Annotated in this window: 20 protein-coding genes; 6 read left to right on the top strand and 14 right to left on the bottom strand. The window is 69.7% G+C overall.

Translation table 11 applies throughout. From position 1 onward, the window contains the following. Positions 1-16: 16 nt before the first annotated feature. Genes FHX53_RS09200 through FHX53_RS09185 form a run of 4 tightly spaced genes read right to left on the bottom strand, consistent with a single transcriptional unit; the run spans position 17 to position 4518 of the window. Positions 17-1390, bottom strand: a complete 1374-nt coding sequence (locus FHX53_RS09200; protein ID WP_182491051.1) for an ABC transporter ATP-binding protein — start codon at positions 1388-1390, stop codon at positions 17-19. Continuing rightward, complete coding sequence (locus tag FHX53_RS09195; protein WP_182491050.1) at positions 1387-2574, bottom strand: oligopeptide/dipeptide ABC transporter ATP-binding protein; 1188 nt, start codon at positions 2572-2574, stop codon at positions 1387-1389. The genes FHX53_RS09200 and FHX53_RS09195 overlap by 4 nt, the downstream gene beginning before the upstream one ends. A gap of 1 nt (position 2575) precedes the next feature. Continuing rightward, entirely contained in the window at positions 2576-3508 is a 933-nt protein-coding gene (locus FHX53_RS09190) for an ABC transporter permease (RefSeq protein ID WP_182491049.1), read from the bottom strand. Next, complete coding sequence (locus FHX53_RS09185; protein WP_182491048.1) at positions 3505-4518, bottom strand: ABC transporter permease; 1014 nt, start codon at positions 4516-4518, stop codon at positions 3505-3507. Before FHX53_RS09185 ends, FHX53_RS09190 begins: the two co-directional genes overlap by 4 nt. Before the next feature lie 248 nt (positions 4519-4766). Between FHX53_RS09185 and FHX53_RS09180 the strand changes: the two genes are divergently transcribed. After that, on the top strand, positions 4767-5657 hold the full coding sequence (locus FHX53_RS09180; protein WP_182491047.1) for an ABC transporter substrate-binding protein: 891 nt from the start codon (positions 4767-4769) through the stop codon (positions 5655-5657). Between the two features lie 28 nt (positions 5658-5685). Here the strand turns inward: FHX53_RS09180 and FHX53_RS09175 are convergent, their stop codons facing one another. From FHX53_RS09175 to FHX53_RS09165, 3 genes are all read right to left on the bottom strand, one after another. Further along, entirely contained in the window at positions 5686-6429 is a 744-nt protein-coding gene (locus FHX53_RS09175; protein ID WP_182491046.1) for a helix-turn-helix domain-containing protein, read from the bottom strand. An 82-nt stretch (positions 6430-6511) separates the two neighbouring features. Then, positions 6512-7894: a M24 family metallopeptidase gene (locus tag FHX53_RS09170; RefSeq protein ID WP_182491045.1), complete on the bottom strand. Its 1383-nt coding sequence runs from the start codon at positions 7892-7894 to the stop codon at positions 6512-6514. Between the two features lie 43 nt (positions 7895-7937). Beyond that, a complete protein-coding gene (locus FHX53_RS09165; RefSeq protein WP_182491044.1) occupies positions 7938-8717 on the bottom strand; it encodes an SDR family NAD(P)-dependent oxidoreductase in 780 nt (259 codons plus the stop codon). Between the two features lie 311 nt (positions 8718-9028). Between FHX53_RS09165 and FHX53_RS09160 the strand changes: the two genes are divergently transcribed. The 4 genes from FHX53_RS09160 to FHX53_RS09145 all read left to right on the top strand — a co-directional run bounded on the left by FHX53_RS09160 (position 9029) and on the right by FHX53_RS09145 (position 13314). Continuing rightward, positions 9029-9478 (top strand): VOC family protein, encoded by a 450-nt coding sequence (locus FHX53_RS09160; RefSeq protein WP_182491043.1) that lies wholly within the window; start codon positions 9029-9031, stop codon positions 9476-9478. Between the two features lie 235 nt (positions 9479-9713). Continuing rightward, positions 9714-10757, top strand: coding sequence for a sugar ABC transporter substrate-binding protein (locus tag FHX53_RS09155; protein ID WP_182491042.1), 1044 nt, complete (start codon positions 9714-9716; stop codon positions 10755-10757). Between the two features lie 3 nt (positions 10758-10760). Beyond that, positions 10761-12287, top strand: coding sequence for a sugar ABC transporter ATP-binding protein (locus FHX53_RS09150; RefSeq protein ID WP_182491041.1), 1527 nt, complete (start codon positions 10761-10763; stop codon positions 12285-12287). Positions 12288-12291: 4 nt separating this feature from the next. Further along, positions 12292-13314, top strand: a complete 1023-nt coding sequence (locus tag FHX53_RS09145) for an ABC transporter permease (RefSeq protein WP_182491040.1) — start codon at positions 12292-12294, stop codon at positions 13312-13314. Positions 13315-13687: 373 nt separating this feature from the next. Here FHX53_RS09145 and FHX53_RS09140 read toward each other — a convergent pair whose 3' ends face one another. Then, on the bottom strand, positions 13688-15139 hold the full coding sequence (locus FHX53_RS09140; protein ID WP_182491039.1) for an amidohydrolase family protein: 1452 nt from the start codon (positions 15137-15139) through the stop codon (positions 13688-13690). A 123-nt stretch (positions 15140-15262) separates the two neighbouring features. Here FHX53_RS09140 and FHX53_RS09135 point away from each other — a divergent pair, with 123 nt between their 5' ends. After that, positions 15263-16480, top strand: a complete 1218-nt coding sequence (locus FHX53_RS09135; protein ID WP_182491038.1) for an MFS transporter — start codon at positions 15263-15265, stop codon at positions 16478-16480. Here FHX53_RS09135 and FHX53_RS09130 read toward each other — a convergent pair. The 6 genes from FHX53_RS09130 to ispD all read right to left on the bottom strand — a co-directional run bounded on the left by FHX53_RS09130 (position 16477) and on the right by ispD (position 22979). Next, positions 16477-17184, bottom strand: a complete 708-nt coding sequence (locus FHX53_RS09130; protein ID WP_182491037.1) for an SDR family oxidoreductase — start codon at positions 17182-17184, stop codon at positions 16477-16479. The genes FHX53_RS09135 and FHX53_RS09130 overlap by 4 nt on opposite strands. Then, entirely contained in the window at positions 17181-18092 is a 912-nt protein-coding gene (locus tag FHX53_RS09125; protein WP_182491036.1) for a cupin domain-containing protein, read from the bottom strand. Before FHX53_RS09125 ends, FHX53_RS09130 begins: the two co-directional genes overlap by 4 nt. 81 nt (positions 18093-18173) lie before the next feature. Further along, positions 18174-19211 carry a ketopantoate reductase family protein gene (locus tag FHX53_RS09120; protein WP_182491035.1) on the bottom strand — a complete coding sequence of 346 codons (1038 nt, stop codon included), beginning with the start codon at positions 19209-19211 and terminating at the stop codon, positions 18174-18176. 103 nt (positions 19212-19314) lie between these two features. Further along, positions 19315-20343, bottom strand: coding sequence for a 23S rRNA (guanosine(2251)-2'-O)-methyltransferase RlmB (gene rlmB / locus FHX53_RS09115; protein ID WP_182491034.1), 1029 nt, complete (start codon positions 20341-20343; stop codon positions 19315-19317). Next, on the bottom strand, positions 20336-21745 hold the full coding sequence (gene cysS / locus FHX53_RS09110; protein WP_182491033.1) for a cysteine--tRNA ligase: 1410 nt from the start codon (positions 21743-21745) through the stop codon (positions 20336-20338). The genes rlmB and cysS overlap by 8 nt, the downstream gene beginning before the upstream one ends. Positions 21746-21755: 10 nt before the next feature. Then, the gene (gene ispD, locus FHX53_RS09105) at positions 21756-22979 is read right to left on the bottom strand and encodes a 2-C-methyl-D-erythritol 4-phosphate cytidylyltransferase (protein WP_182491032.1); all 1224 of its coding nucleotides are present in this window, start codon (positions 22977-22979) and stop codon (positions 21756-21758) included.

Raw genomic sequence — 22979 nt, 5'->3', positions numbered from 1 at the left:
GTGGTCACCTTCACTGTTATCGACGGGTTTCGTGGATCGGCGGGAGCGCACCCAGGTTCTGCGTGCGCGTGCAGGATGTGAGACGGCCTTCGCGAAGCTGCTGCAGAGTCGCGTCGGGCACCTCGCGGAAGCTGACGCTCACCGTGGCGTCCGCGATCTCGAGCGGCCGGTCCACCGCGTCGTGCGCGCGCGATGCCTGCAGGCGATCGGCGAACGCCCGTGCCGAGACCTCGGTGTCGAACGTGACGTCCGCCGTGAAGTCGTCCTGGCGCTCGACGCGCGAGATTGTCTCGAAGAGGAGCGGCGCACGGTCCTCGATGTCCGTCAGCACGTCGTCCACCGACCAGCCGCACTCCGCTCTCGCCACGGGGCATCGCGGGTGCAGCCGGCACCCGTGCGGCGGCGAGATGGGGTTGGGCACGGAGCCGGTCAGCTCCCACTCGGTCGCGTCGTTCTCGCCATCGAGGCTCGGGTTCGAGTCGCGGAGGATGCGCGTGTACGGGTGGAGCGGATCGTTGAAGACGAGATCCGTCGGTCCGTACTCGGCGATCTGCCCGAGGTACATGACGGCGATCGTTGTCGAGAGGTGCTGGACCACGCCGAGGTCGTGGGTGATGAAGAGATAGGTGAGCCCGAGCTCCCCCTGGAGGTCGACCAGGAGGTTCAGGATCTGGGCCTGGACGGACACGTCGAGCGCGCTCGTCGGCTCGTCGAGCACGACGAACTCGGGGTTGAGTGCGAGCGCGCGGGCGATCGAGATGCGCTGCCGCTGCCCGCCGGAGAACTGGTGCGGGTAGCGGTACATGTGCTGGGAGCCGAGGCCCACCATGTCGAGCAGCTCGCCAACCTTCGCGTTGAGCCTGTCTCCCGAGAGCCCCTGATGCACTCTCAGCGGACGACCGACGATGTCCCTCACGAGCTGACGAGGGTTGAGGGAGGCGAAGGAGTCCTGGAAGACGACCTGGCAGTTGCGTCGGTACGCCCTCTGGTTCTCCCTTGACATCGACCCGAGCCGGTGGCCCGTCTGCAGCGACTGCCACGCCGCCCTGTCGGCCGCCGTCATGCTTGCGGGCTCGACGGCCCGGAGTCGGTCGACGTCGCGCTGTTGCTCGGCGGTGAGATTGACCCAGAGGTCGCCGCCGGTCGGCTCGACGAGACCGGCGATCACGCGACCAAGAGTGGTCTTCCCGCAGCCGGACTCGCCGACGAGGCCGAGCGTCTGACCGCGTCCGATCGTGAGATCCACGCCGTCGACCGCGCGCACGTGCCCCGTGACGCTCTGCAGTAGACCTTCCTTGACCGGGTAGTGCACTTTCACGTCATGGAGGGTCAGGACGGCATCACTCACAGGAGTGCGATCCCGGATGATCGTGGGCTGGTGCTGGTTCATTCGGCGGTTGCCCCTTCGTGATGGATGCGCGCGGGCATGTCCTCTTGCGGCATGCCGACCGATTCGGCCGACTCGTATCGGAAGCACGCGGTCTCGTGCATCGGGCGCACGGCGAGCAGGCGCGGCACGGCGGCGGAGCACGCAGGAGCGGCCCACTTGCACCGACTCGCGAAGTGGCATTGCGCCGGCGGGTCGATGAGCTGAGGAACGGATCCCGGGATCGCCTCGAGCTGCCCGCGCGGGGTGCCGGGGCGCGGGATCGCGGCGAGCAGGCCCTGCGTGTACGGATGCTGCGGCGCGGTGAGGACGTCGATGGCACGACCGGACTCGACGATCCGTCCCGCATACATGACGGCGACCCGGTCCGCGAACTGCCGCACGATCGAGAGGTCGTGAGTGATGTACAGGATCGCCGTTCCTCGTCGTTGCTGCATCTCGTGGATGAGCTCGAGGATCCTGGCCTGGATCGTGACGTCGAGAGCGGTCGTCGGCTCATCCGCCACCAGGAGGTCAGGGTCGCATGCGAGCGCCTGGGCGATCATCACGCGCTGCTTCATCCCCCCCGAGAGCTCATGGGGGTAGCTGGCCATGATCTTGCGGGTGTTGGGGATGCCCGTGTCGGCGAGCGCCGCCATGACCGCTTCGTCGATCGAGCGCTGGAGGGCGCGCGACGTGACGCGGTTCGTGAGCGAGTAGACGCGTCGACGCGTCGCGCCCGCGCGCTGCTGCGCGATCCGCCGCGCTGTCGGCCGGGCTTTGTCCGGGTCGAGACCCGCCCGCTCGAGGATCATGCCGAGTCGGTGCTCGCCGAAGACCTCGGCGAGCTGGCGACCGATCGTCAGCGCCGGGTTGAGGGCCTTCCCCGGGTCCTGGAAGATCATCGAGATCCGCTCGCCGCGGATGGCGCGCACCTCCCGCATGGGCGCTGCGAGCATGTCCGTCGACGAACCGTCCGGATTGGCGAGCCGGATCGACCCCGAGGCGTATCGGCCGGGAGGCTCCGGCACGAGCTTGAGGATGGACCGTGCCGTGACGCTCTTTCCGCAGCCGGTCTCGCCGACGAGAGCGAGCGTCTCCCCCTTCTCGATGGAGAACGAGACCCGGTCGACGGCGTGCGCCGTCCCCCTCGAGGTCGAGAAGTGGACGCTGAGGTCCTCGACCGTGAGCAGTGTGCTGTCAGCCACGTCAGCGGCCCTCCATCTTCGGGTCGAGGACGTCGCGGAGACCGTCTCCGACGAGGTTGAACGCGAGAGCCCACAGGACGATCGCGAGGCCGGCGAAGGTGGAGACCCACCACTCTCCGGCGAGCAGGCCCGACTGCCCCGCGCTCACCATCGCGCCCCATTCGGTGAGGCCCGCCTGGGCGAGGCCGAGGTAGCTGAGCGTCGCGCCGATGAGGACGACGTTTCCCATGTCGAGGGTCGCCTGCACCATGAGCGGGGTGAGCGAGTTGGGCAGGACGTCCTTGCGGTAGATGTTCCAGGTCGAGTCACCGACGACGCGGGCTGCTGCGACGTACTCCGACTGCTTCACCCGGATGATCTCGCCGCGCACGATGCGGGCGTACTTGACCCAGAAGACGGACGCCAGCGCGAGGATGATGTTCTCGAACGACGGGCCGAGCACAGCGGCGATGGCGAGAGCGAAGATGAGCTCGGGGATCGCGAGGAAGATGTCCACGATCCGCATGAGGACGTTGTCCACGCGGCCGCCGCGCATCGCTGCGATGCTCCCGACGATCGTCCCGATGACGAGGGTGGTGAACACGACGGTGAACGAGAGCTGGAGCGACAGCCGCGAGCCCCAGATGATGCCGTAGAGCACATCGCCGCCCGTCGAGTCGGTGCCGAGGACGTGTCCGTCGGTGCCGGGCGGGACGTCGATGTTCGACCAGTCGCGCGGGGCCTGGTAGGCATCCGGCTGATTTTGCTCGGTCAGCAGCGGTGCGGCTGCCGCCATCAGGAGGAAGAAGCCGATGATGACGAGACCGAACACCGTGAGCGGATTGCGGAGCACCTCGCGCGCGAGCTGGAGCCGACGCTCCCACCGCACACCGGCGGCGGTGCGATGATTGGGGTCGGTGGGAAGTGAGATCCGTGGGCTGGCGAGGGCGGTCATCCTCCGAGCACCACCCTTCTGTCGAGGTAGGCGTAGGCGACATCGACCGCCAGGTTGACGGTCATGAAGATGAAGGCCGTGACGAGGACGTAGGCCATGATCGTCGCCTGGTCGCCGGCGAGGATCGCGCTGGAGACCCATTGGCCGAGGCCGGGCCAGCGGAAGATGAGTTCGACCGCGACCGCTCCCTGCAGCAGGAAGCCGAAGCTCAGCCCGATCACGGTCGAGGTGGGCACGAGCGCGTTCCGGCGCGCGTGGCGCTTGACGACGACGCTCTCCGGCAGCCCCTTGGCGCGGGCGGCGTCGACGTACTCCTCCGACATCGTCTCCACCATGGAGGAGCGCATCATGCGCACGATCGTGGCCATGGCGCCGAAGGCGAGAACGGTAGCTGGGAGCACGATGTGCCGCAGCGCGTCGACGAACGCCACTGGGTTGGCGTTCAGCAGCGCATCGAGCGTGTACATCCCGGTCAGGTGGGTGACCGAGTCGTAGATGTCCGGAGTCGCGCGGCCGAGCGGGAACCAGTTGAGCCAGAGGTAGAACGGGACGAGCAGGAGAAGACCGAACCAGAACGTCGGCGTGCTGGCCCCCAGGATGGAGAACAGTCGCGCGCTATGGTCGGGCCACTTGTTCTGCCGGACGCCGGCAATCGTGCCGATCGCGATCCCGACGAAGATCGCGATGGCACCGGCGGCGAGCGCGAGCTCGAGCGTGGCCGCGATCTTCACCCAGATGACATCGGTCACGGGAGCGACGGAGACGCCGGACCAGCCGAAGTCCCCGCGGAACAGCCCACCCAGCCAGGCGATGTACTGCACGGGGATGGGCTCGTCGAGCAGGTAGCGCGCCTCGAGAGCGGCGACCTGGTCGGGCGTCATGTTGGGGCTCGCATAGATGCCGACCGGAGAGCCCGTGAATCGCGTGAGGGTGAACACGACGATGCTCACGCCGAGCATGATCAGCGGCAGCAGGGCCAGTCGCCTCAACAAATAGTCTCGGACTTGCATGTTCTGCCTCCATTGGCGAAATCAGCGTCTGTTCCTGCGCCCCGATGCAATCGGTTGTAGGCCAACGTAAGCCGCGGCATTCGATGGGACAACGACGCCGGGTAACGATTCGGTCACGGCACCGCCGTCTACCGCGAGGCCCGCTCGGACTGCGCGGATGACACCCACGAGAGTGCGCCCGTAGCGCGGGCGGCGGATGTCAGACGCGGCAAGTCGCGTACACTGCGAACGATTGCAAGGAGACGACGATGACGCACACCTCGAGTTCGATCACGCTCCGGATCGGACAGTTCAGCGAGTCGCCCGTGCTCGCCGTGGCCGCCGTACTGGGCCTCGACGAGCGGTTCGGTGTGAGCTGGACCACGCAGCGCGTGCCGTCGTCGCCCGCGCAGTTCGCCTCGCTCCGCGACGGCGAGATGGATGTGGCGATCACGAGCCCCGACAACGTCATCCTCTACGCGACCACGGACCGCAATCCGCTCGGCGAGCAGCTGCCCGTCCGGTTCCTGCGCCCCATCGACCGCGGACTCGGGCTCGCGCTGTACACCGACCCGGGCATCCGCGCCCTCACCGAGCTCGAGGGGCGCCCGCTCGGTGTCGACGTCATGAACTCAGGCTTCGCGCTGCTGCTCCTCCGCATGCTCCGCGATGCCGGACTCGATGCGACCACGATGGCTTTCGAGGCCATTGGCGCCACACCGAAGCGGCTCGGCGCGGTGCTCGACGGCACGGTCGTCGGCACGATCCTCAACGCCGAGACGGCCGTCAGAGCCGAGGAGTCCGGTCTGACGCGCTGGCTCGCCTCGGTCGACGTGAGCGACGACTACCTCGGCACGGTGCTCGTGACGATGGCCGATCGCGACACGGAGGGCGTCGATGGCCTGCTCGCGCTCTGGCAGGAGGCGACGGATTTCATCTCCTCGGCCCCCGCTGCACGAGTCTCCGAACTGCTCGGGGCATCCGCACCTGCGCTCGCCACCCCCGCCTACGTCGCCCTGCTGCAGTCGACGGAGTTCGGATGCGTCGCCGACGCGTCGGTCTCGCTCGAGCAGCTTCGCGTCCTCGCCGACATCCGCACGTCGGTCGGCGCGTACGCCCCGACGGACGATCAGCTCGCAGCGCTCCTCGCGGCGCACTGAGCGCTGCGGAGCGGCAGGGGCGGAGCGGTCAGCGCTCGGCCTGGAGGCCGCGCATGATCTGAAGGACATCGACGGCCGATGCCGGGGCCTTCGCAACGGCCGGGGATGACCCCGTGTCGTGCTCATGGCCGAAGTCCTCGAGCGACTCACCGCCGGCCTCCCTGCGCGCGATCACGAACCAGATGCCGCGCGCGGGCGTGTCGCCCTCGTTGAGGTACATGTGGGGGCGGATGGCCTCGAAGCAGAAGGAGTCGCCGGGCTCGAGCTCGTAGCGTTCGAACTCGATGCGCAGGGTGAGCCGGCCCTCGAGCAGGACGCCGTACTCGAGTGCCGCATGCCGCATCATCTTGCCCTCGATCGAGGACGAGCCCGACGGCTCGTACGTCACGATGAGCGGGTCGGCGATCGCCGACTCGCCGACCGCCAGGCGCTCCCACGTGACGCCGTTCTCCATCTCGATCACGGGATTGTCCTCCCGCCGCTGGACGACGGAGTCGCTGCGGCGACTGCCTGACTGGTCCGAGGGCGCCGTGGAGGCGCCGAGCCCGAGGGGCGGCGGACCGGGCGGCCGATGCCCCATGAGGGCGTCGAGGGAGATTCCGAGGTAGTTGACGAGCGCGTAGAGGGTGCTCACCGAGGGCTGGGTCTTCCCCGTCTCGACCTGCGAGAGCATGCTCGCCGACACGCCGACGGCGGATGCGACAGCCCGGAGGCTGAGCTGTCGGGATTCGCGGACTCTGCGCAGCTCGGCGCCCACGTCGAACTGCATCATTGACCCTCTCGTGACGTGCTCATGATCGCTTCCATCCCGTCGAGTCGAGGATACGTGCTGACGAGCGCGGAACGCTCGCGGGTCACTTCCCGCCGCGGCCGTCGACCGTGTTGAGGTGCGACTGGGAGTCGCGCAGAGTGCTGAGCTCGCCGCCGACCGAGTAGTAGCGCTTGCCCGCGACGAGAAGCTCCTCCGCCGGGAACTTCGTGATGACCTCGCACCCGGTCGCGGTGACGACGACCTCCTCCTCGATGCGCGCGGCCCCCCAGCCGTCGGCCGCCGGCCAGTACGTCTCGAGAGCGAAGACCATGCCCTCCTGCAGCACCTCCGGGTGGTCGAATGAGGTCAGGCGCGAGAAGATCGGCTTCTCCCAGATCGACAGGCCCACGCCGTGGCCGTACTGGAGCGCGAAGGCTGCCTCCTCGTTCGGGAACCCGAATTCCTCCGCCTTCGGCCAGACCGCGACCACATCGGCCGTCGTCGCGCCGGGCTTCACGAGGGCGATGGCGCGATCCATGTACTCGCGGGCCCGGGTGTAGGCATCCTTCTGCGCCTGGCTCGCCGAGCCCACCGCAAAGGTGCGGTAGTAGCAGGTGCGGTAGCCGTTGTAGCTGTGCAGGATGTCGAAGAAGGCGGGGTCGCCCGGGCGGATCAGCCGGTCGCTGAACACGTGCGGGTGCGGCGAGCAGCGCTCGCCGGAGATCGCGTTGACACCCTCGACGTATTCGGAGCCGAGATCGTAGAGGGTCTTCGCGACGAGGCCGACGGTCTCGTTCTCGCGCACGCCGGGCCGGAGGAACTCGTAGAGGTTCTCGTAGGCGGCATCCACCATCGACGCCGCCGTCGTCAGCAGGCGGATCTCGTCGTGGGTCTTGATGCGGCGCGCCTCCAGGAAGATCTGCTGGCCGTCGACGACCTGGATGCCCTCCTTCTGCAGCGCGAACAGGATGGGCAGCTCGATCACGTCGACGCCGAGCGGCTCGTTCGCGAGGCCGAACTTCTCCAGCTCGCGCTTGACCTTGCGCGCGACCTCCTCGGCGATGCCCGCGTCGGGAGGGAAGGCGCCTCGGAGGGTCGAGATGCCGGCGCGCGAGCCGGACTCCAGCCGCGGCCGCGTCGCGCCGTGGTGCGGGGCGTGCGGGTCGGCGTCGGCCTCCGAGTGGGTCTGGTCGAGCCACGGGTTGTAGAGCGAGTGGTGCTTCGCCGCCGACCCGAAGTCCCACACGATGGGGTCGGTCTTGCGCGTCAGCAGCGAGAACCGGATGAGCTTGTCCATCGCCCACGTGCCGATGTGGGTCGCCGACATGTAGCGGATGTTCGAGAAGTCGAAGGCCAGGACCGCGCCGACGTCGGACTTGTCGAGCTGCGCCTTGAGCCGCATGAGCCGCTCGGTGCGCAGGCGGTCGAAGTCGACGCGCGCCTCCCAGTCGACGGCGTTCGTGCCCGTGGTTCCCGTGCTCTTCATGGTGGTCGCTCTCTCTACGATGGAGTGGGGATGCCCTCGTCGATCAGACGAGGATCATCCCACCCTCGATGGGGATGATCTGTCCGGTGATGTAGTCGGAGTCGGAGCCGGCAAGGAAGACGCCGGTCGGCACGATGTCGGCGGGCTGCGCCGGGCGGCCGAGGAGGATGCTGCTCGACATCGAGTCGAAGCCGTTCTGGCCCTCGCCGATCTCGTCGAGCTCGCGGTCGAGCTTCGTCCAGAGCGGGGTCTCGACGACCCCGGGAGCGAAGCCGTTGACGGTGATGCCGTGCTCGGCGAGCGCCCGCGCCCCCGACTGGGTGAGTGAGATGACGGCGGCCTTCGCCGCGCTGTACGGCGCGAAGCTCGAGAATCCGGTGCGACCGGCGATGGATGCCGTGTTCACGATCTTGCCGCCGCCGCCCTGGGCGATGAACTGCTTCGCCGCCTCCTGAGCGCCGATGAGAACGCCGAGGACGTTGACCTTCATGATCAGGTCGAAGTTCGACTCGGTGACATCGAGGTACTTCATGGGCGAGTTCATCCCCGCGTTGCTGAAGAATGCGTCGAGGCGGCCGAAGCGAGCGACGGCCTCCGCGATGCCTGCGGCGACCTGCGCGCGATCGGTCACGTCGACGCGGACGGCGAGAGCGCTACCGCCCGCCGAGGCGATCGTCGCGGCGAGAGCCTGAGCGGGTTCGAGATTGAGATCGGCGATGACGATGTTCGCACCCTCCGCGGCGAACCCTTCGCAGAGGGCGGCGCCGATGCCGGAGGCACCCCCGGTCACGATGACCGTGCGCCCCTGCAGTCGTCCCGCCATGTGGAAGCTCCTTTGCGTCCGTTCCGGGTGTCGCGGGCCCTGCCCGCTCGTGTTCACTATAGGTGAACTTACTCACCCGCGCCATCCAAATCAAGTGAACACCTATCCGGCAGACCTGCCTCCGCGCGTCCGGCGGCGAGCGGCTTCCGGAGCGACGAATGTGCGAAATTCCGCGACCCGGTGGGACTGCATAGCGCTCTGGGCCCTTGCCGAGCAGGCGGCTGGTGGTGTTGAGTCTGGGTACATTGCCGACGGCGGCAGCGGACATCCGCGCCCTACGCGCGTCGAGGCACCGAGACCGAGGAGTGGCCATGGGGTTCAGCGTCACCGGCGTGCATCACGTCGGCATCACCGTCCGCGACATGCGGCGGTCGTTCGAGTGGTACACCCGCATGTTCGGGGTGCAGCCGGGCCCCGTCAACCACGGCTCGGGCCCCGAGCTCGAGCGCGGCGTGCAGGTACCGGGTGCCGAGCTGTCGTTCTCGATGATCCGGATCGGGAACGTCAACGTCGAGCTCCTCGAGTACCACCAGCCGGAGGGCCGCGACTGGGATCGCACGAACGGCGACGTCGGCTCGGCCCACATCTGCCTCGAGGTCGATGACATGGACGCCGCCTACGCCGACCTCATCGAGCGCGGCGCGGTGTTCAACGGTCCTCCTGTGACGCTCACCGAGGGCGATCTCGCCGGTTCGCAGTGGGCGTACCTCCGCGACCCCGACGGCATCCAGCTCGAGATCTGGCAGTACCCGAAGGGGTGAACGCTTCCGCGCGGGCGCTCAGTCCGCGGCGGAGAAGTGCGGCGGAGGCCTTCGGGCCGCCGCCGTCTTCATGTTCACAAAAGCTCAACAGATCGGTCGGAGTACGCTTCAGAATTCAGTTTGGCCAAACTCTTTCCATGTGAACGCATGAAGATGTACAGTGCGGCTGAATACACCGCCCGACGATCGCCGTCGATCGTCGCTCCCCCTGCATCGATTTCAAAGGAGAAATCACATGAGGAATGCACAGCCGGCGCGGTTCCGCCGACTCCTGTCGGTCGGCATCACCGCCGTCGCCGCTCTCGCCCTCGCGGCGTGCGCGAGCGCCGAGCTCGCACCCGTCGCCGACGGCGACGTCCCCGCCGAGGAGACCCTCCAGGTCGCCTTCATCTCGTTCGCCGTCGCCAACACCTACGACGAGCCGATGCTCGCGGAGATCGAGCGCGTCGCGGCCGAGAACAACATCGAGATCACCGTCTTCGATGGCAACCTCGACCCCAACCTCCAGGTCACGCTCATCCAGGACGTCATCGCCTCCGGGCAGTACGACGGCATGATCACGCAGCCGGTCTTCGGCCCCGCCCTCGTCGACGTCGTGCAGCAGGCGATCGACGCCGGTATCACGGTCGTCAACATCGACCAGATCCTCGGCGACGACTTCACCACGGGTGAGACGCAGCTCGAGGGTCTCGCCGCCAACGTCGTGTTCGTGCCCTCCGACCTCGGCACGAAGCTCGGCGAGCAGGTCGTCGACGCGTGCGCCACGCAGGATCTCGACCCGTGCAACGTCGCCTTCCTCCACGACGTCAAGGCTTCGGCCATCGGCATCGCGCTCTACGACGCCTTCACCGCGGTCATCGAGGGCTCCCCGGTGACGATCGTCGCCGAGGGCGAGACCTTCTACAACCCGGCCGCCGCGCAGACCGCGGTGAGCGACATCCTCACAGCCAACCCGGACATCGACCTCATCGCGACGTCCGACCAGGGCCTGCAGGGCGCCGTCCAGGCGATCGAGTCAGCGGGCTCCGCCCTCAGCGACTACCTGATGGTCGGATACGGCGGATCGGTCTGGTCGCAGGAGCGCGTCTCCGAGGGCCTCGTCTACGCCAACGTCCTGCAGGTGCCCGCGACCGAAGGCCGCCTGGGCATGGAGGCCATGGTCGACGCGCTGCGCAACGGCGTCGACCAGGGCGACGTGGATCCGTTCGCCGACCTCCCCGGTGGCGGCGTCATCACGCAGGAGAACGCGGACGAGTTCACCGGCGAGTGGGCCGGATAGTCCATGCCCCACACGGCAGCCGCCGTCGCCCCGCAGCTCCTCGTCGAGCTGCGGGGTGCCGGCAAGTCATTCGGCGGCGTTCCCGTTCTCACCGGCATCGACCTTCGTCTCGAACCCGGCTCGGTCCATGCGCTCGTCGGCGAGAACGGCGCGGGGAAGTCGACGCTGAGCAAGATCATCTCGGGCGTGTACACGATCGAGTCGGGTCGACTGCTCATCGACGGCGAGGAGGCGAGCTTCTCCTCGCCGCGGGAGGCGCTCGACCGCGGCATCGCGACGATCGCGCAGGAGCTCGCGCTCGTGCCCGAGCTCACCGTCGCCGAGAACGTGTTCCTCGGCCGCGAGCCGCGCACGCTCGGCTTCATCAACCGGCGCAAGCTCCGCAGGGACTACCTCGCGATCGCCGAGAGCACGGGCTTCGAGCTCGACCCTGACGCGACCGTCGGGGGGATGCGCACGGCCGACCAGCAGAAGGTCGAGATCATGCGCGCCCTCGCGCGCGGGGCATCCCTCATCATCATGGACGAGCCGACGGCGGCGCTCTCGGCGCACGACACCGTCCTCCTGCACGGCGTCGTGCGGCAGCTCGCCGCGTCGGGCCGCACGGTCGTGCTCATCTCGCACTTCCTGAGCGAGGTGCTCGACCTCGCCGACACGATCACGATCCTGCGCGACGGACGCCTGATCAGGACGGCCCCGGCCTCCGAGGAGACGGACTCGTCACTCATCGAGGGGATGCTCGGCCGCTCGCTCGGCTCCGTCTTCCCCGACAAGCCCGACGTCGTGTCGCAGGGCGAGGTCGTGCTCAGGGTCACCGATCTCGTGGCGCCCGGCGTCTACGGGGTCTCCTTCGACGTCCGAGCGGGCGAGATCGTCGGACTGGCCGGGCTCGTCGGCGCGGGCCGCAGCGAGATCGCTCACGCGATCTTCGGCTCGGTCGCGATCGCCGCTGGCACCGTTGAGATCGAGGGGGTCGAGACCTCGGGGTCGATACCCGGGGCGCTGAAGAGCGGCATCTTCCTCATCCCGGAGTCGCGCAAGGAGCAGGGCCTCGTGCTCGGGCGGCCTATCCGCGACAACGTGACGCTCTCCAACATGGGGCAGATCGCGACGGGCGGGTGGGTCTCCGCGGGCGTCGAGCGCCGCGCCTCGCGCAGCCTCCTCGACCGCGTCACCGTCGCGGGCGACGACCGTCGGAACGTCTCGGCGCTGTCGGGCGGCAACCAGCAGAAGGTGCTGTTCGGCCGCGCCCTGCAGCGCTCGCGCAAGCTCCTCATCGCCGACGAGCCGACGCGCGGCGTCGACGTCGGCAGCCGGCGCGCCATCTACGACCTCATCGTCGAACAGGCGGCGAACGGCATCGGCGTGCTCGTCATCTCCTCCGACGTCGAGGAGGTCATCGGTCTCGCCCACCGCGTGCTCGTCGTTCGAGGCGGCACGATCGTCGGCGAGTTCGCCGGCCGGGCCATGACCGAGGAGAACATCATCACCGCGGCCTTCGCGGATCCGATCATGAACGGGAGCGAGTGAGCTCATGAGCAACGACACCCTCGAGAAGCCGCGGGCCGCCGCCCCCTTCGGCGGGCGCCCCTCGATGCGGCGCATCCCCTGGCGATCGCTCGCGATCGTCGTTCCGTTCCTCGCGGTGTTCATCGCGCTGACGATCGGCAGCCCCGCGTTCTTCTCGGCGCAGAACATCGGCAACGTGCTCGACCGCCAGTCGGGCATCCTCATCGTCGCGGCGGCGGCGACGCTCGTCCTGATCGCCGGCGGCATCGACCTCTCGATCGGGGCGACGTACATGTTCACCGCGGTCATCTGCGGCACGATCATCGTGCGCGTGGGCGGGGAGACGGGGGCGGCGCTCGGGATCATCGCGGGCATCCTCGCCGGTCTCATCGTCGGGCTGCTGAACGGCGTCATCAGCACGTACCTGAAGATCAACCCGCTGATCGCGACGCTCGCGATGAGCTTCATCATCCTCGGGGCGACGAAGCTCGTGTCGCAGTTCGGCAAGGAGGGCATCGGCCAGATCCGCGTCGACGTGCCCGAGTTCCGGTGGCTCGCGCTCACGAAGCCGCTCGGCGTCTCGCTGCCGACCTGGATCGCCCTCGTCGTCCTCATCGTCCTCGGCGTCATCCTGTGGAGGACGACTTTCGGTCGCTACGTGTACGCGGCGGGCGGCAACGCGGAGGCTGCGCGACTCGCGGGCATCCGCGTGAACGTCGTGCGCATCACGACCTTCGCGCTCGCCGGCACCGCTGCGGGGCTCGCCGGGGTCATCGACCTCGCCCGCACGCCGTCGGCGCCGGAGAACGACGCGATCGCCACGACCCTGACGTTCACCGTGCTCGCGGGGATCGTGGTCGGCGGCACGTCCATCCTCGGCGGCGAGGGCGCCGTGTGGCGCACGGTGCTGGGCATCCTCTTCATCGCGATGCTCTACAACGGCTTCACCCTCCTGCGCATCGACCCGCTCTTCCAGGGCATCGCGCTCGGCATGATCATCCTCGTCGCGGTCGGATTCGACGCCTGGTCGAAGTTCCGACGGACCTGATCTCGCCTGCTCCTGTGGTGAGGGGCGACGGACAGCGGGCGGGGCGCGACGCGCCCCGCCCGCTGTCGTTGGCCCGCCCGCGGATCGCCCGAACGGCTGCCCGGTCCGCCCGCTCGACATGGGCGCCGCCCTGCCGGCGCGCCGTCCGCGTGCGCCCGCTTGTCGCTCACTCCTGTCGGTCGTGCGGACGGCGCCCACGACACGCCGGTCGAGCATCCCGACACGCCGCGTTCCCGACGCCCGACTCCGAACGAACGAACACGGCCACGCCGGGCAGAGGGCGCGGGCCGGGCGGCAGGCGGCAGGCCCGGCGGCGCGCGCGGACGGCGGGCGGCCCCGATGGGCCGCCCGCCGTCGACGGCGCGGTTGCTGCCTAGTGCTTGTGCCCGTCGTCCTCCGACAGGTACTGGTACGGGTTGGCGATCGGCTCGTCCTCGGGCAGAGCGGGGTTCATCCACTCCTTCCAGGCCTCCTCGCCGAGCTCGCCGCGCACGTACTCGACCGAGGCCGCCACGCGGTCGGCGACGGGCTTGAGCGGCAGTCCGATGCGGGCACCCTCGTACTTGACGACCTTGCCGTTGACGACCACCGTGTGCACATCGGCCGTGCCGACCTGGTACACGACGTGGGCGTACGGGTTGAGGATCGGCGTCATGACGGGCGACTCGTCGTTCTTGAGCAGAACGAGGTCGGCCTTCTTCCCGACCGTGATCGACCCGATCTTGTCCGCCATGCCGAGCGTGTGCGCGCCGCCCATCGTGGCCTGCCAGACGGCGTCCTCCGCCTTCATGCGGTTGACGTTGACCGTCTCGCCCTTGCTGTGGGCCTCGAGGTGGTCGCGCGAGCGGAACGAGCTGAGCGTCGAGCGCATAACCGAGAAGAAGTCGGCGCTCCACCACACGCTCGTGTCCATCGAGAGCGAGGCGGTGATGCCGTACTTCTTGGCGACCCACGCCGACGGGTAGCCCTGACCGGCGCTCTGCTCGCTCTCGGTGGCGATCGAGATCGTGCCGCCCGTGGCCGCGATCTTGTGATAGCTGTCGGGGCCGAGCGAGCTCGCGTGCACGTACGTGACCTTGTCGGTCATGAAGCCGTGGTCGTACATGTACTCGATGTTCGGGTCGCCGTTGACGCCCCAGACACCTGCGTGTGTCGTGACGCGCAGGTCGAGCTCGCGGGCGGCCTCGAAGGCGGCCTTCTCGTGGAAGTCGGGCCCCGAGTTGACGTCGAAGGCCACCTGCAGGCCCATCATGTCGTCAGCCTTGAAGTTCTCGACCCACGTGCGGAAGCCGGGCTCGTTCATCCACTCCCACGGAGCCCCGAGGTAGTTGCCGTACGCGAGCACGAATCGTCCAGGGATGCTCTTCAGAGCCTCCACGGCGGCATCGGCGTAGTCGGGCGTGCGCAGGGCGTGCGACCAGTCGACGGTCGTCGTCACGCCGTCGTCGATCGACTCGAGCGCGCTGAGCTGGTTGCCCGCGGCGATGTCCTCCGCGCGGAAGACGTGACCCCACGTGAGGTAGTAGAAGACGAAGTACTGGCTGAGCGCCCAGTCGCCACCGTAGCCGCGCAGCGCGGTCTGCCACATGTGCCGGTGGGTGTCGATCATGCCGGGCATGACGATCCCGCCCTTGGCGTCGATCTCGAGCGCGCCTGCCGGCACCTCGAGGTCGTGCCCGACTCCGGCGATGGTGTCATCGATGACGAGCACGTCGGCGTTCTCGAGAACGCCGGCGGAATCGACCGTGATCACCGTGGCGTTCCGGAACACGACGGGTCGACCGGGAACGAAGTCCTCCGCGCGGGGCGCGACGGCATCGGTCATGAGTTCCTCCTCGTTGAGCAATTCACTGATGGTGTACGGCTATGTACAGCCTGAATGAAATACTAGATCCATTCGTCCGCATAAATCGAGTGTTCGGGCCGAATCTCCAGGAAGGATCCGCGGATGAGCGACAACGAGCGCGACTGGGGCCGACGCGTGTCGGTCATGGCGGTCATCGCGGCAACGGGTGTGGCCGTCATCTACATCCCCCAGCCCATCCAGACCCTCGTGGCCGCCGAGTTCGGCGTCGGCGGCTCGGCCACCGCCGCGGCCGCGATCGCGATCCAGGCAGGGTACGCCCTCGGCGTCGTCCTCCTCGTCTCCCTCGGCGACCGCTACTCGGCGCGCCGGCAGGTGACCGCGCAGCTCGTCGCGACGGCCGTCGCACTCGCCGGGGCTGCGCTAGCGCCGAGCTTCTGGCTCTTCGTGGCCCTGTGCTTCATCGCGGGAGGAACCGCCACGATCGGCCAGATCCTCGTCTCCTCCGCGCTGCGGCTCGCCCCTCCCGCAGTGCGCGCCCGCACGACGGCCGTGCTCCTCGGCTCGTTCATCGTCGGCCTGTTCATCGTCCGCACAGCTCTCGGCGCCGTGGCCGACGCGATCGGCTGGCGCGGAGCCCTCGTCGCGTGCGCGCTCTTCGTCCTCGCGCTCGTCCCGCTGAGCCTGCGGTTCTCACCGCGCGACGCGCCGAGCGACCCGCCCGCCTACGGCCGCATCCTCGCGTCGATCCCCCGCGTCGCCGCCCGATCCTCGACGCTGCGCATCATGACGGGCATCCACGTCCTCGTGTTCGCCGCGTTCATCGCGCTGTGGTCGATGACGACCGTCCACGCGGTAGAGGCTCTCGGCCTCTCGGTCTCGCAGGCGGCCCTCCTCGGGCTCGCCGGCCTCGCCGGCGGCGTCGCCACGATCGCGGCTGCGTCGGTGCACGCGATCGTCGGGCCCCGTCGCTCTCTCGCGACGTGCGTGGGCGCCGCGCTGATCGGCGTGACCCTCGTGACGATCGCCCCCGGCTCCCTGCCCGTCCTGCTCCTCGGGCTGTTCCTCGTCTCCGTCGGCATGAACAGCGAGCAAGTCTCGACGCAGGCGACCGCGCTCGCCTCGGTCGACCCGAGCGAGAACGGCCGGGCCAACACGGTCTTCATGGGCGCGACCTTCTTCGCGGGCGCGATCGCGACGGCGGTCGCCGCCCAGCTCGTGGCGGTCGGCGGCTACACCGCGGTCGGGATCCTCGCCGTCGCGCTCGTCCTGGCGGCAGCATCCCTCGCCGTCGTCGCCGACCGGCGAGGGATGCTGGGCGCGCGCCCGCCGGGACGTCCGGCGGGCGGCGCGCGCGACTAGGTGAGGCGCCAGCCCCGGTCGACGTAGAGGCTCGTCCCCGAGATGCCCTTGTTGTCGAGCAGGAACATCGTCGCGCCGACGATGTCGGCCATGGTCGCGAGCTTGCCGCCCGGCGTGCGCGACTCGTAGCCCTCGAGCACCGCGCTCGGCTTGTCGGCCCAGAACGGGCTGTCGCCGATGATGCCGGGGTGCAGGCCGTTGACGCGCATCGGCGCGAGCTCGAGCGCCATCGAGTGCGTGAGGCCCTCGACGCCGCCGTTGATCGTCGCGACCGTGGTCGATCCCGGGTAGGGAGCGTCCTTCGCGCGGCCGCCGAAGAGCACGATGCCCGTGTCGTTGGTCGCCGGCAGCCGGTCGAGGAGTGCGTGCACGGTCTCGGTGTACCCGACGAGCTTGAGGGTCACGAGGCGGCGGGCGCGGGCGATGTCGTACTCGCGGACGCTGTTCGCGTCGCGCTCGATCGCGGCCAGGACGAGGCCGTGCACCTCCTCGACGGGCTTGAGGCTCTCGACGATCGCCTCAGGCTCCGAGATATCGACGGCGAGGCCGCTCGCACCCTCCCCGAGCGAGGCGGCGATCGACTCCGATCGCTCCTTGTCGCGCCCGGTCAGGATGACGCGGTCGCCGCGGGCGACGACCTCCCTGGCGATCTCGAGGCCGATGCCGGATGTTCCGCCGACGACGAGGATGGTTCTCTGGGTCACTGCTCCTCCTTGAGCTGTTCGGCACCGAGCTTCTCGGTGAGGTAGTTCCAGTCCCGCGCGAAGCGGTAGGCGTGGCGCGGTGGCATCTGGGGCGACTGGGTCTCGAGCCAGCGCACCGGCTCGCCGACCGCCTTGAACGAGTGCACGCAGCCGACGCCGGCCCAGGCGATGTCACCCGGCTTCATGCGCACCTCGTGGCCATCGAAGGTCGCGTCGACCTCGCCGTCCATGATCAGGTACGCCTCCTCGAGCGGGTGATCGTGGGGGCCGGCGACGCCGTCGGGCTCGTACTGCACCATGAACATGGTGTGGAGCACCGAGCCGAGGTCGCTGTCGACCATCATCTTGAGCGAGATGCCGCTGTAGACGAGCAGCGCGGTGCGCATGCTCGCCGACTGGGCGAGGAGCTCCTGCGACTGCCGGCCCGGGTTCATCTGCTCGGTGGTGATCGCGCCGAAGGATCGCGTGCGCGGGTCGCGCGCGTCGACCTTGATGGGCGTCGTCGGCTCGATGTCCGCGACGCGGTACGTGTCAGAGCCGTGCTCGACGCGAGGCGGCGGCGAGTAGATGTCGCTCCACACGGCGGCGGTCTCGCCGACCGAGTGCCAGGAGTGCGGGACTCCGAGCGGGATGACGCCGTAGTCGCCGGCCACGAGGTGGACGGTCGCCTCGGGCGTCACGAGGAGGACCTCGCCCTCGACGAGGTGGAAGGACTCCTCGAAGGAGTGGAGGTGGGTGGGGACCACCCCCCCGGGCTCGAGACGGGACATCCCGAAGTCGGTGTGCACCGCGCCGTCCGCGTAGCCGACGGCGCACCAGCGGGTGTACCTGCTCGAGTCCGGCGCCAGCGGGCCCGGGTCGCGGTAATCGGCTTCCTCCGACGTGCGGACGACGTAGCGGGTGGTCATCTTCGACTCCTCAGGACGTGCTCGTGGTGCGGTCTCGTTCACCGACGGTGAACACAAGTCAATGCGATCGCATGCAGTCTGTCAAGCGCCCAGGGCCCCGACGAGGAGGTCGACGTTCGCCGGAGACGGCGTCAGCTCCCCGCGCTCCACGCGCTCCGCGATGCGCAACACGGCCTCGTTGACGGGCGCGCGCCCGCCTAGCCGCGCGCGCTGCTCGACGATGTACCCGCTGAACGCGTCGAGCTCGGCGCGCCGCCCCTTCTCCCAGTCCTGCAGCACCGCGACCCGGGTGGTCGGGCGCGAGAAGCTCTCGAGGATCGTGTCCAGCAGGTCGAGCGCGTACTGGTCCGAATCGGGCACCTGGTCGGCCGTCTTGCCGAGGGTCGGCATCATCGTGATGCCGAGGTCGATCGCGAGCGCGTAGGCCTCGCGCGACATGGCGTCCATGACGGGTCGCACGCCGGGCGTGCGCGCCGCCTCGAGAAGAGGCACGCCGAGGATCGCCGACGGCAGCATCTCGGGGATGTTGGCGATGAGCTTCATCCACTTCGCCGAGCGGATGTCGTCGGCGATCTCGACGTGCGCGGCGTGCGAGAGGACGGCTGCGACTTGCTCGAGCCGCTCGGTGCGCTCGCCCGACAACGTGCCGACCGAGAACCACGTGTCGGCGGGGGCGAACTCGCGCACCACGACACCCGGCTCGTACATGTTCGCGGCGATGCCGAGCACGCACCCGATCGAGCGCTCCGGGCCGAGGATCTCGGCGACCGCGTCGATCGTCATGCCGTTCTGCAGGCCGACGAAGACGGAGGTCTCGCGCATGAGCGGCCGGATGAGCTCGGCCGTCCAGCGCGTGTCGTAGGTCTTGACCGACGAGAGCACGATGTCGAACGGCTCGCGCAGCTCGGCGACCTGGCAGACGTGGAACGGCCGGACCTCGGTCACCTGCGTCTCATCGGGCAGGTGCACGGTGAGGCCGTGGTCGCGCATGGCCTCGACGTGCGCGGGCCACTGCTCGATGAAGGTAACGTCGAGCCCGGCGCGGATGAGGTCGGCGCCGACGGAGGCACCGTTCGCACCGGTGCCGATGACGGCGATGCGCAGGCCGCTGAGATCCATGATTCTCCCTCGAAGGTGTTCACTATCAATGAACACTTTCGAGCGTAGCGTGACACGGTGCCCCCGTCGAGGGGAGGTCGCCCCGCGTCCGAGCACGCACCGCTCAGCGCAGCGAGCGCCTCCGCGCGACCTCGTAGAGCGTCACGCTCGCCGCGATCCCCGCGTTGAGCGACTCAGTCGCCGCCGTGATCGGGATCGACACGATCGCGTCGCACGTCTCGGTCACGAGGCGCGAGAGGCCCTTGCCCTCGCTCCCGACGACGATGACGATCGGCCGGTCGGCGAGCTCGAGGTCGGGCAGCGACACGTCGCCGTCGCCATCGAGGCCGAGGATGAACAGCCCCTCGCTCTTGAGCTGCTTGAGCGTCTGCGTGAGGTTCGGCGCCATCGCGACGGGCGTGCGCGCCGCGGCACCGGCCGAGGTCTTCCACGCCGCCGCCGTCACGCCGACCGAGCGGCGCTGAGGGACGATGACGCCGTGCCCGCCGAACGCGGCCGTCGAGCGGATGATCGCCCCGAGATTGCGGGGGTCGGTCACGCCGTCGAGCGCCATGATGAGGGGCGCCTGCCCCCGCTTGGTCGCGGCCTCGACGAGATCGAGCGGGTGCGCGTACTGGTAGGCGGGCACTGTGAGGGCGATGCCCTGGTGCACCGAGTCGGGCCCGGTGAGCCGGTCGAGCTCGGGACGCATGATCTCGAGCACGGGGATCCCGCGCTTCGTGGCGAGGCCGAGGGCCTCCTTGACGCGATCGTCCATCTCGACGCGCGCCGCGAGGTACAGGGTCGAGGCGGGGATCTTCGCCCGCAGCGCCTCGAGCACCGAGTTGCGACCGCTCAGCACCTCCGCGTCGCCCGACTTCTTCGCCGATCGAGGGCCCCCGCTCGTCGAGGTCGCCCCCGACGGCTTGCCGCCCGTCGGCTTGCCGCCGCCGGAGCCGCCGCGCCCGGTGCGCGAGCGCGCCGCCTCGAGGCGCTCCTGCGCGGCCTTGCGCTTGCCGGCGACGTGCCAGGAGCGGTCCTCCGCCTTCGGGGTCGGGCCGCGGCCTTCGAGCGCCTGCCTGCCCTGACCGCCCGAACCGACGGTCGGGCCCTTCTTCTTCTTGCTCGCTCCGGGGCGTGCGGGCTTAGCCATCGATACTCCAGTCGGTTCCCGTGGGGGTGTCTTCCACCACGATGCCGGCCGCCGCGAGGTCGTCGCGGATGCGGTCGGCAGTGCTCCAGTCTCGCGCATCGCGCGCGGAACGGCGTTCGACGATGAGGCGATCGACGAGGGATGCGAGGGCCCGGCGCGTCGCATCGGCCCCGCCCCGAGCATCCGCCGCCTCGAAATCGAGCCCGAGTACGGCGACCATGGCGAGCACCGCGGCCCGCGCCGCACCCGCCGCTGCCACGTCGTCGGCGTCGAGAGCGGCGTTGCCCGAGCGCACGGTCTCGTGCAGCGCGGCGAGCGCGGACGGGGTCGAGAGGTCGTCGTCCATCGCCGCGGCGAACGCCTCGGGCACCTCGGCCGGCAGCTCGGCGAACCGCGTGCCGTCGAGGCGCTTCGCGGCGCGGGAGAGAAAAGTCTCGATGCGCTCGAGCGCGGCCTCCGACTCGACGAGCGAGCCCTCGGTGTAGTCGATCGACGAGCGGTAGTGGGCCGAGCCGAGCCAGTAGCGCACGACGGCGGGCCGCGCCGAGGCGAGCAGGTCGGCGGCGAACACCGAGTTTCCGAGCGACTTCGACATCTTCTGCCCGCCGACCGTCACGAGCCCGTTGTGCACCCAGTGCCGCGCGAAGCCGTCGCCCGCCGCGCGCGACTGCGCGAGCTCGTTCTCGTGGTGCGGGAACCGCAGGTCGAGCCCGCCTCCGTGGACGTCGAACGCGTGCCCGAGGTAGCGCTGCGCCATGGCCGAGCACTCGATGTGCCAGCCGGGCCGGCCAGCGCCCCAGGGGGAGGCCCAGTGCGCGCTCGTCGGCTCGTCGGCCTTCGCGCCCTTCCAGAGGGCGAAGTCGCGCGGGTCGCGCTTGGCGCGCGTGGGCGCGTCGCCGGCGTCCTCCATGTCGTCGGGCGACTGGCGCGTGAGCTCGCCGTAGGCGGGCCAGCTGCGCACGTCGAAGTACACGTCGCCCGAGCCGTCGTCGGCTGCGTAGGCGTGCCCGCGCTCGATGAGGGCGACGATGATCGCGTGCATGTTCTCGATGGATGCGGTGGCGCGCGGCTCGTAGGTCGGCGGCAGGATCCCGATCGCGCGGTACGCGGCCGCGAACTCGAGCTCGACGCGGTACGCGACGGCGTACCAGGGCTCGTCGGCGGTCGCGTTGGCGAGGATCTTGTCGTCGATGTCGGTCACATTGCGGATGAACGTGACGGCGAAACCGCGATGGGCGAGCCAGCGCCGCCAGAGGTCGTAGACGAGGGCACTGCGCACGTGGCCGAGGTGCGGGGCCGACTGCACGGTGGGGCCGCAGACGTACATTCCGACACGGCCGGGCTCGAGCGGTTCTAAGTCGACGACGGCCTGCCGCAGGCTGTCGTACAGGCGCACACTCACGCGGGTCAGCCTATCGGCGAGGGTCGGCGGCGGCGGGGGTCGCGACGAGCAGACACGTCGCGACCGCCGTGACGCCCTCCCCGCGGCCGGTGAACCCGAGCCCGTCGCTCGTGGTCGCCGACACGCTCACGGGCGCTCCGACTAGCCGGCTGAGGAGGGCCTCGACTTCGAGACGGCGTGGAGCGAAGCGCGGCCGACGCGCGACGATCTGCACCGCGACGTTCACGACCTCGAAGCCCGCGGCGCGCACGAGCCCGAGCGTCGCGGTCACGAACACCTCGCCGCGCGCGTCGGCGAAGCGCGGATCATCGACACCGAAGCGCGAGCCGATGTCGCCGAGCCCGGCGGCGGAGAGCAGCGCGTCGCACATCGCATGACTGATCGCGTCGCCGTCGCTGTGGCCGGCGAGCCCGGGCTCCTCGGGCCAGTGCAGGCCGCCGAGCCAGAGCGGAGCGCGCTCATCGTACGCGTGCACGTCGATGCCGATGCCCGAGCGCAGCGCGGGCCGCTCGGCGCCGAGCAGCTGCTCGGCGCGCCGGAGATCCCACGGGGTCGTGATCTTGAAGCCGCGCGCGTCGCCCTCCACGACGACGACGGGCTGCCCGGCGGCGCGGTGCACGCCCATGTCGTCGGTGTGGTCTGCCGCTGCGCTGGCGAGCGCCGCACGGTAGAGCGGGAAGGGGAACCCCTGCGGCGTCTGCACGACCGCGAGGTCCGCGCGATCGACGGGCTCCACGACCCGGTCGTCGGCGGCCCGACGGGCGATCGTGTCAACGACGGGGAGGGCGGGGACGACTCCCACGCCGTCGGCGCGGATGCGGGCGACGACGCGCTCGAACACCGCGACGGGCTGCAGCGCCCGCGCGGCATCGTGGATGAGGACCTCGCGCGTGCCCTCCGGCAGCGCCGCGAGTCCCGCGCCGACGGACTGCTGGCGCGTCGCGCCGCCGACGACGACGCGAACGCTGTCGCGCGCGGCGCCGGCGACGCGCATCGCGATCTCCTCGGCCCCGGCGCGGTGGGAGGCGGGCGCGACGACGACGATCGAGGCGGGCTCGCTCAGCGAGAACGATGCCTCGAGGGCGCGCTCGAGGAGGGATCGGCCGCCGACGACGACGAACGCCTTCGGCTCGGGATGCCCGAGGCGCGTGCCGCTGCCCGCGGCGACGATGACGATGCCGACCGCCGGAGCGGTGGAGGCGTCAACGATCGCCACGGACCCGGCTGGCGCCAC

It is taken from the genome of Microcella alkalica, from assembly GCF_014137945.1.
Classification (GTDB): Bacteria; Actinomycetota; Actinomycetes; order Actinomycetales; family Microbacteriaceae; genus Microcella; species Microcella alkalica.
This window is presented reverse-complemented; position numbering and strand designations above follow the sequence as displayed.

Bases quoted from the DNA above. Each gene is read 5' to 3' on its own strand.
- FHX53_RS09135 (WP_182491038.1), top strand. From the start codon at position 15,263: ATGAGCGACAACGAGCGCGACTGGGGCCGACGCGTGTCGGTCATGGCG.
- FHX53_RS09145 (WP_182491040.1), top strand. From the start codon at position 12,292: ATGAGCAACGACACCCTCGAGAAGCCGCGGGCCGCCGCCCCCTTCGGC.
- FHX53_RS09165 (WP_182491044.1), bottom strand. From the start codon at position 8,717: ATGGCGGGACGACTGCAGGGGCGCACGGTCATCGTGACCGGGGGTGCC.
- FHX53_RS09200 (WP_182491051.1), bottom strand. From the start codon at position 1,390: ATGAACCAGCACCAGCCCACGATCATCCGGGATCGCACTCCTGTGAGT.
- FHX53_RS09180 (WP_182491047.1), top strand. From the start codon at position 4,767: ATGACGCACACCTCGAGTTCGATCACGCTCCGGATCGGACAGTTCAGC.
- FHX53_RS09190 (WP_182491049.1), bottom strand. From the start codon at position 3,508: ATGACCGCCCTCGCCAGCCCACGGATCTCACTTCCCACCGACCCCAAT.
- FHX53_RS09125 (WP_182491036.1), bottom strand. From the start codon at position 18,092: ATGACCACCCGCTACGTCGTCCGCACGTCGGAGGAAGCCGATTACCGC.
- FHX53_RS09170 (WP_182491045.1), bottom strand. From the start codon at position 7,894: ATGAAGAGCACGGGAACCACGGGCACGAACGCCGTCGACTGGGAGGCG.
- FHX53_RS09185 (WP_182491048.1), bottom strand. From the start codon at position 4,518: ATGCAAGTCCGAGACTATTTGTTGAGGCGACTGGCCCTGCTGCCGCTG.
- FHX53_RS09175 (WP_182491046.1), bottom strand. From the start codon at position 6,429: ATGATGCAGTTCGACGTGGGCGCCGAGCTGCGCAGAGTCCGCGAATCC.
- rlmB (WP_182491034.1), bottom strand. From the start codon at position 20,343: ATGGCTAAGCCCGCACGCCCCGGAGCGAGCAAGAAGAAGAAGGGCCCG.
- FHX53_RS09155 (WP_182491042.1), top strand. From the start codon at position 9,714: ATGAGGAATGCACAGCCGGCGCGGTTCCGCCGACTCCTGTCGGTCGGC.
- FHX53_RS09120 (WP_182491035.1), bottom strand. From the start codon at position 19,211: ATGGATCTCAGCGGCCTGCGCATCGCCGTCATCGGCACCGGTGCGAAC.
- FHX53_RS09150 (WP_182491041.1), top strand. From the start codon at position 10,761: ATGCCCCACACGGCAGCCGCCGTCGCCCCGCAGCTCCTCGTCGAGCTG.
- FHX53_RS09160 (WP_182491043.1), top strand. From the start codon at position 9,029: ATGGGGTTCAGCGTCACCGGCGTGCATCACGTCGGCATCACCGTCCGC.
- FHX53_RS09140 (WP_182491039.1), bottom strand. From the start codon at position 15,139: ATGACCGATGCCGTCGCGCCCCGCGCGGAGGACTTCGTTCCCGGTCGA.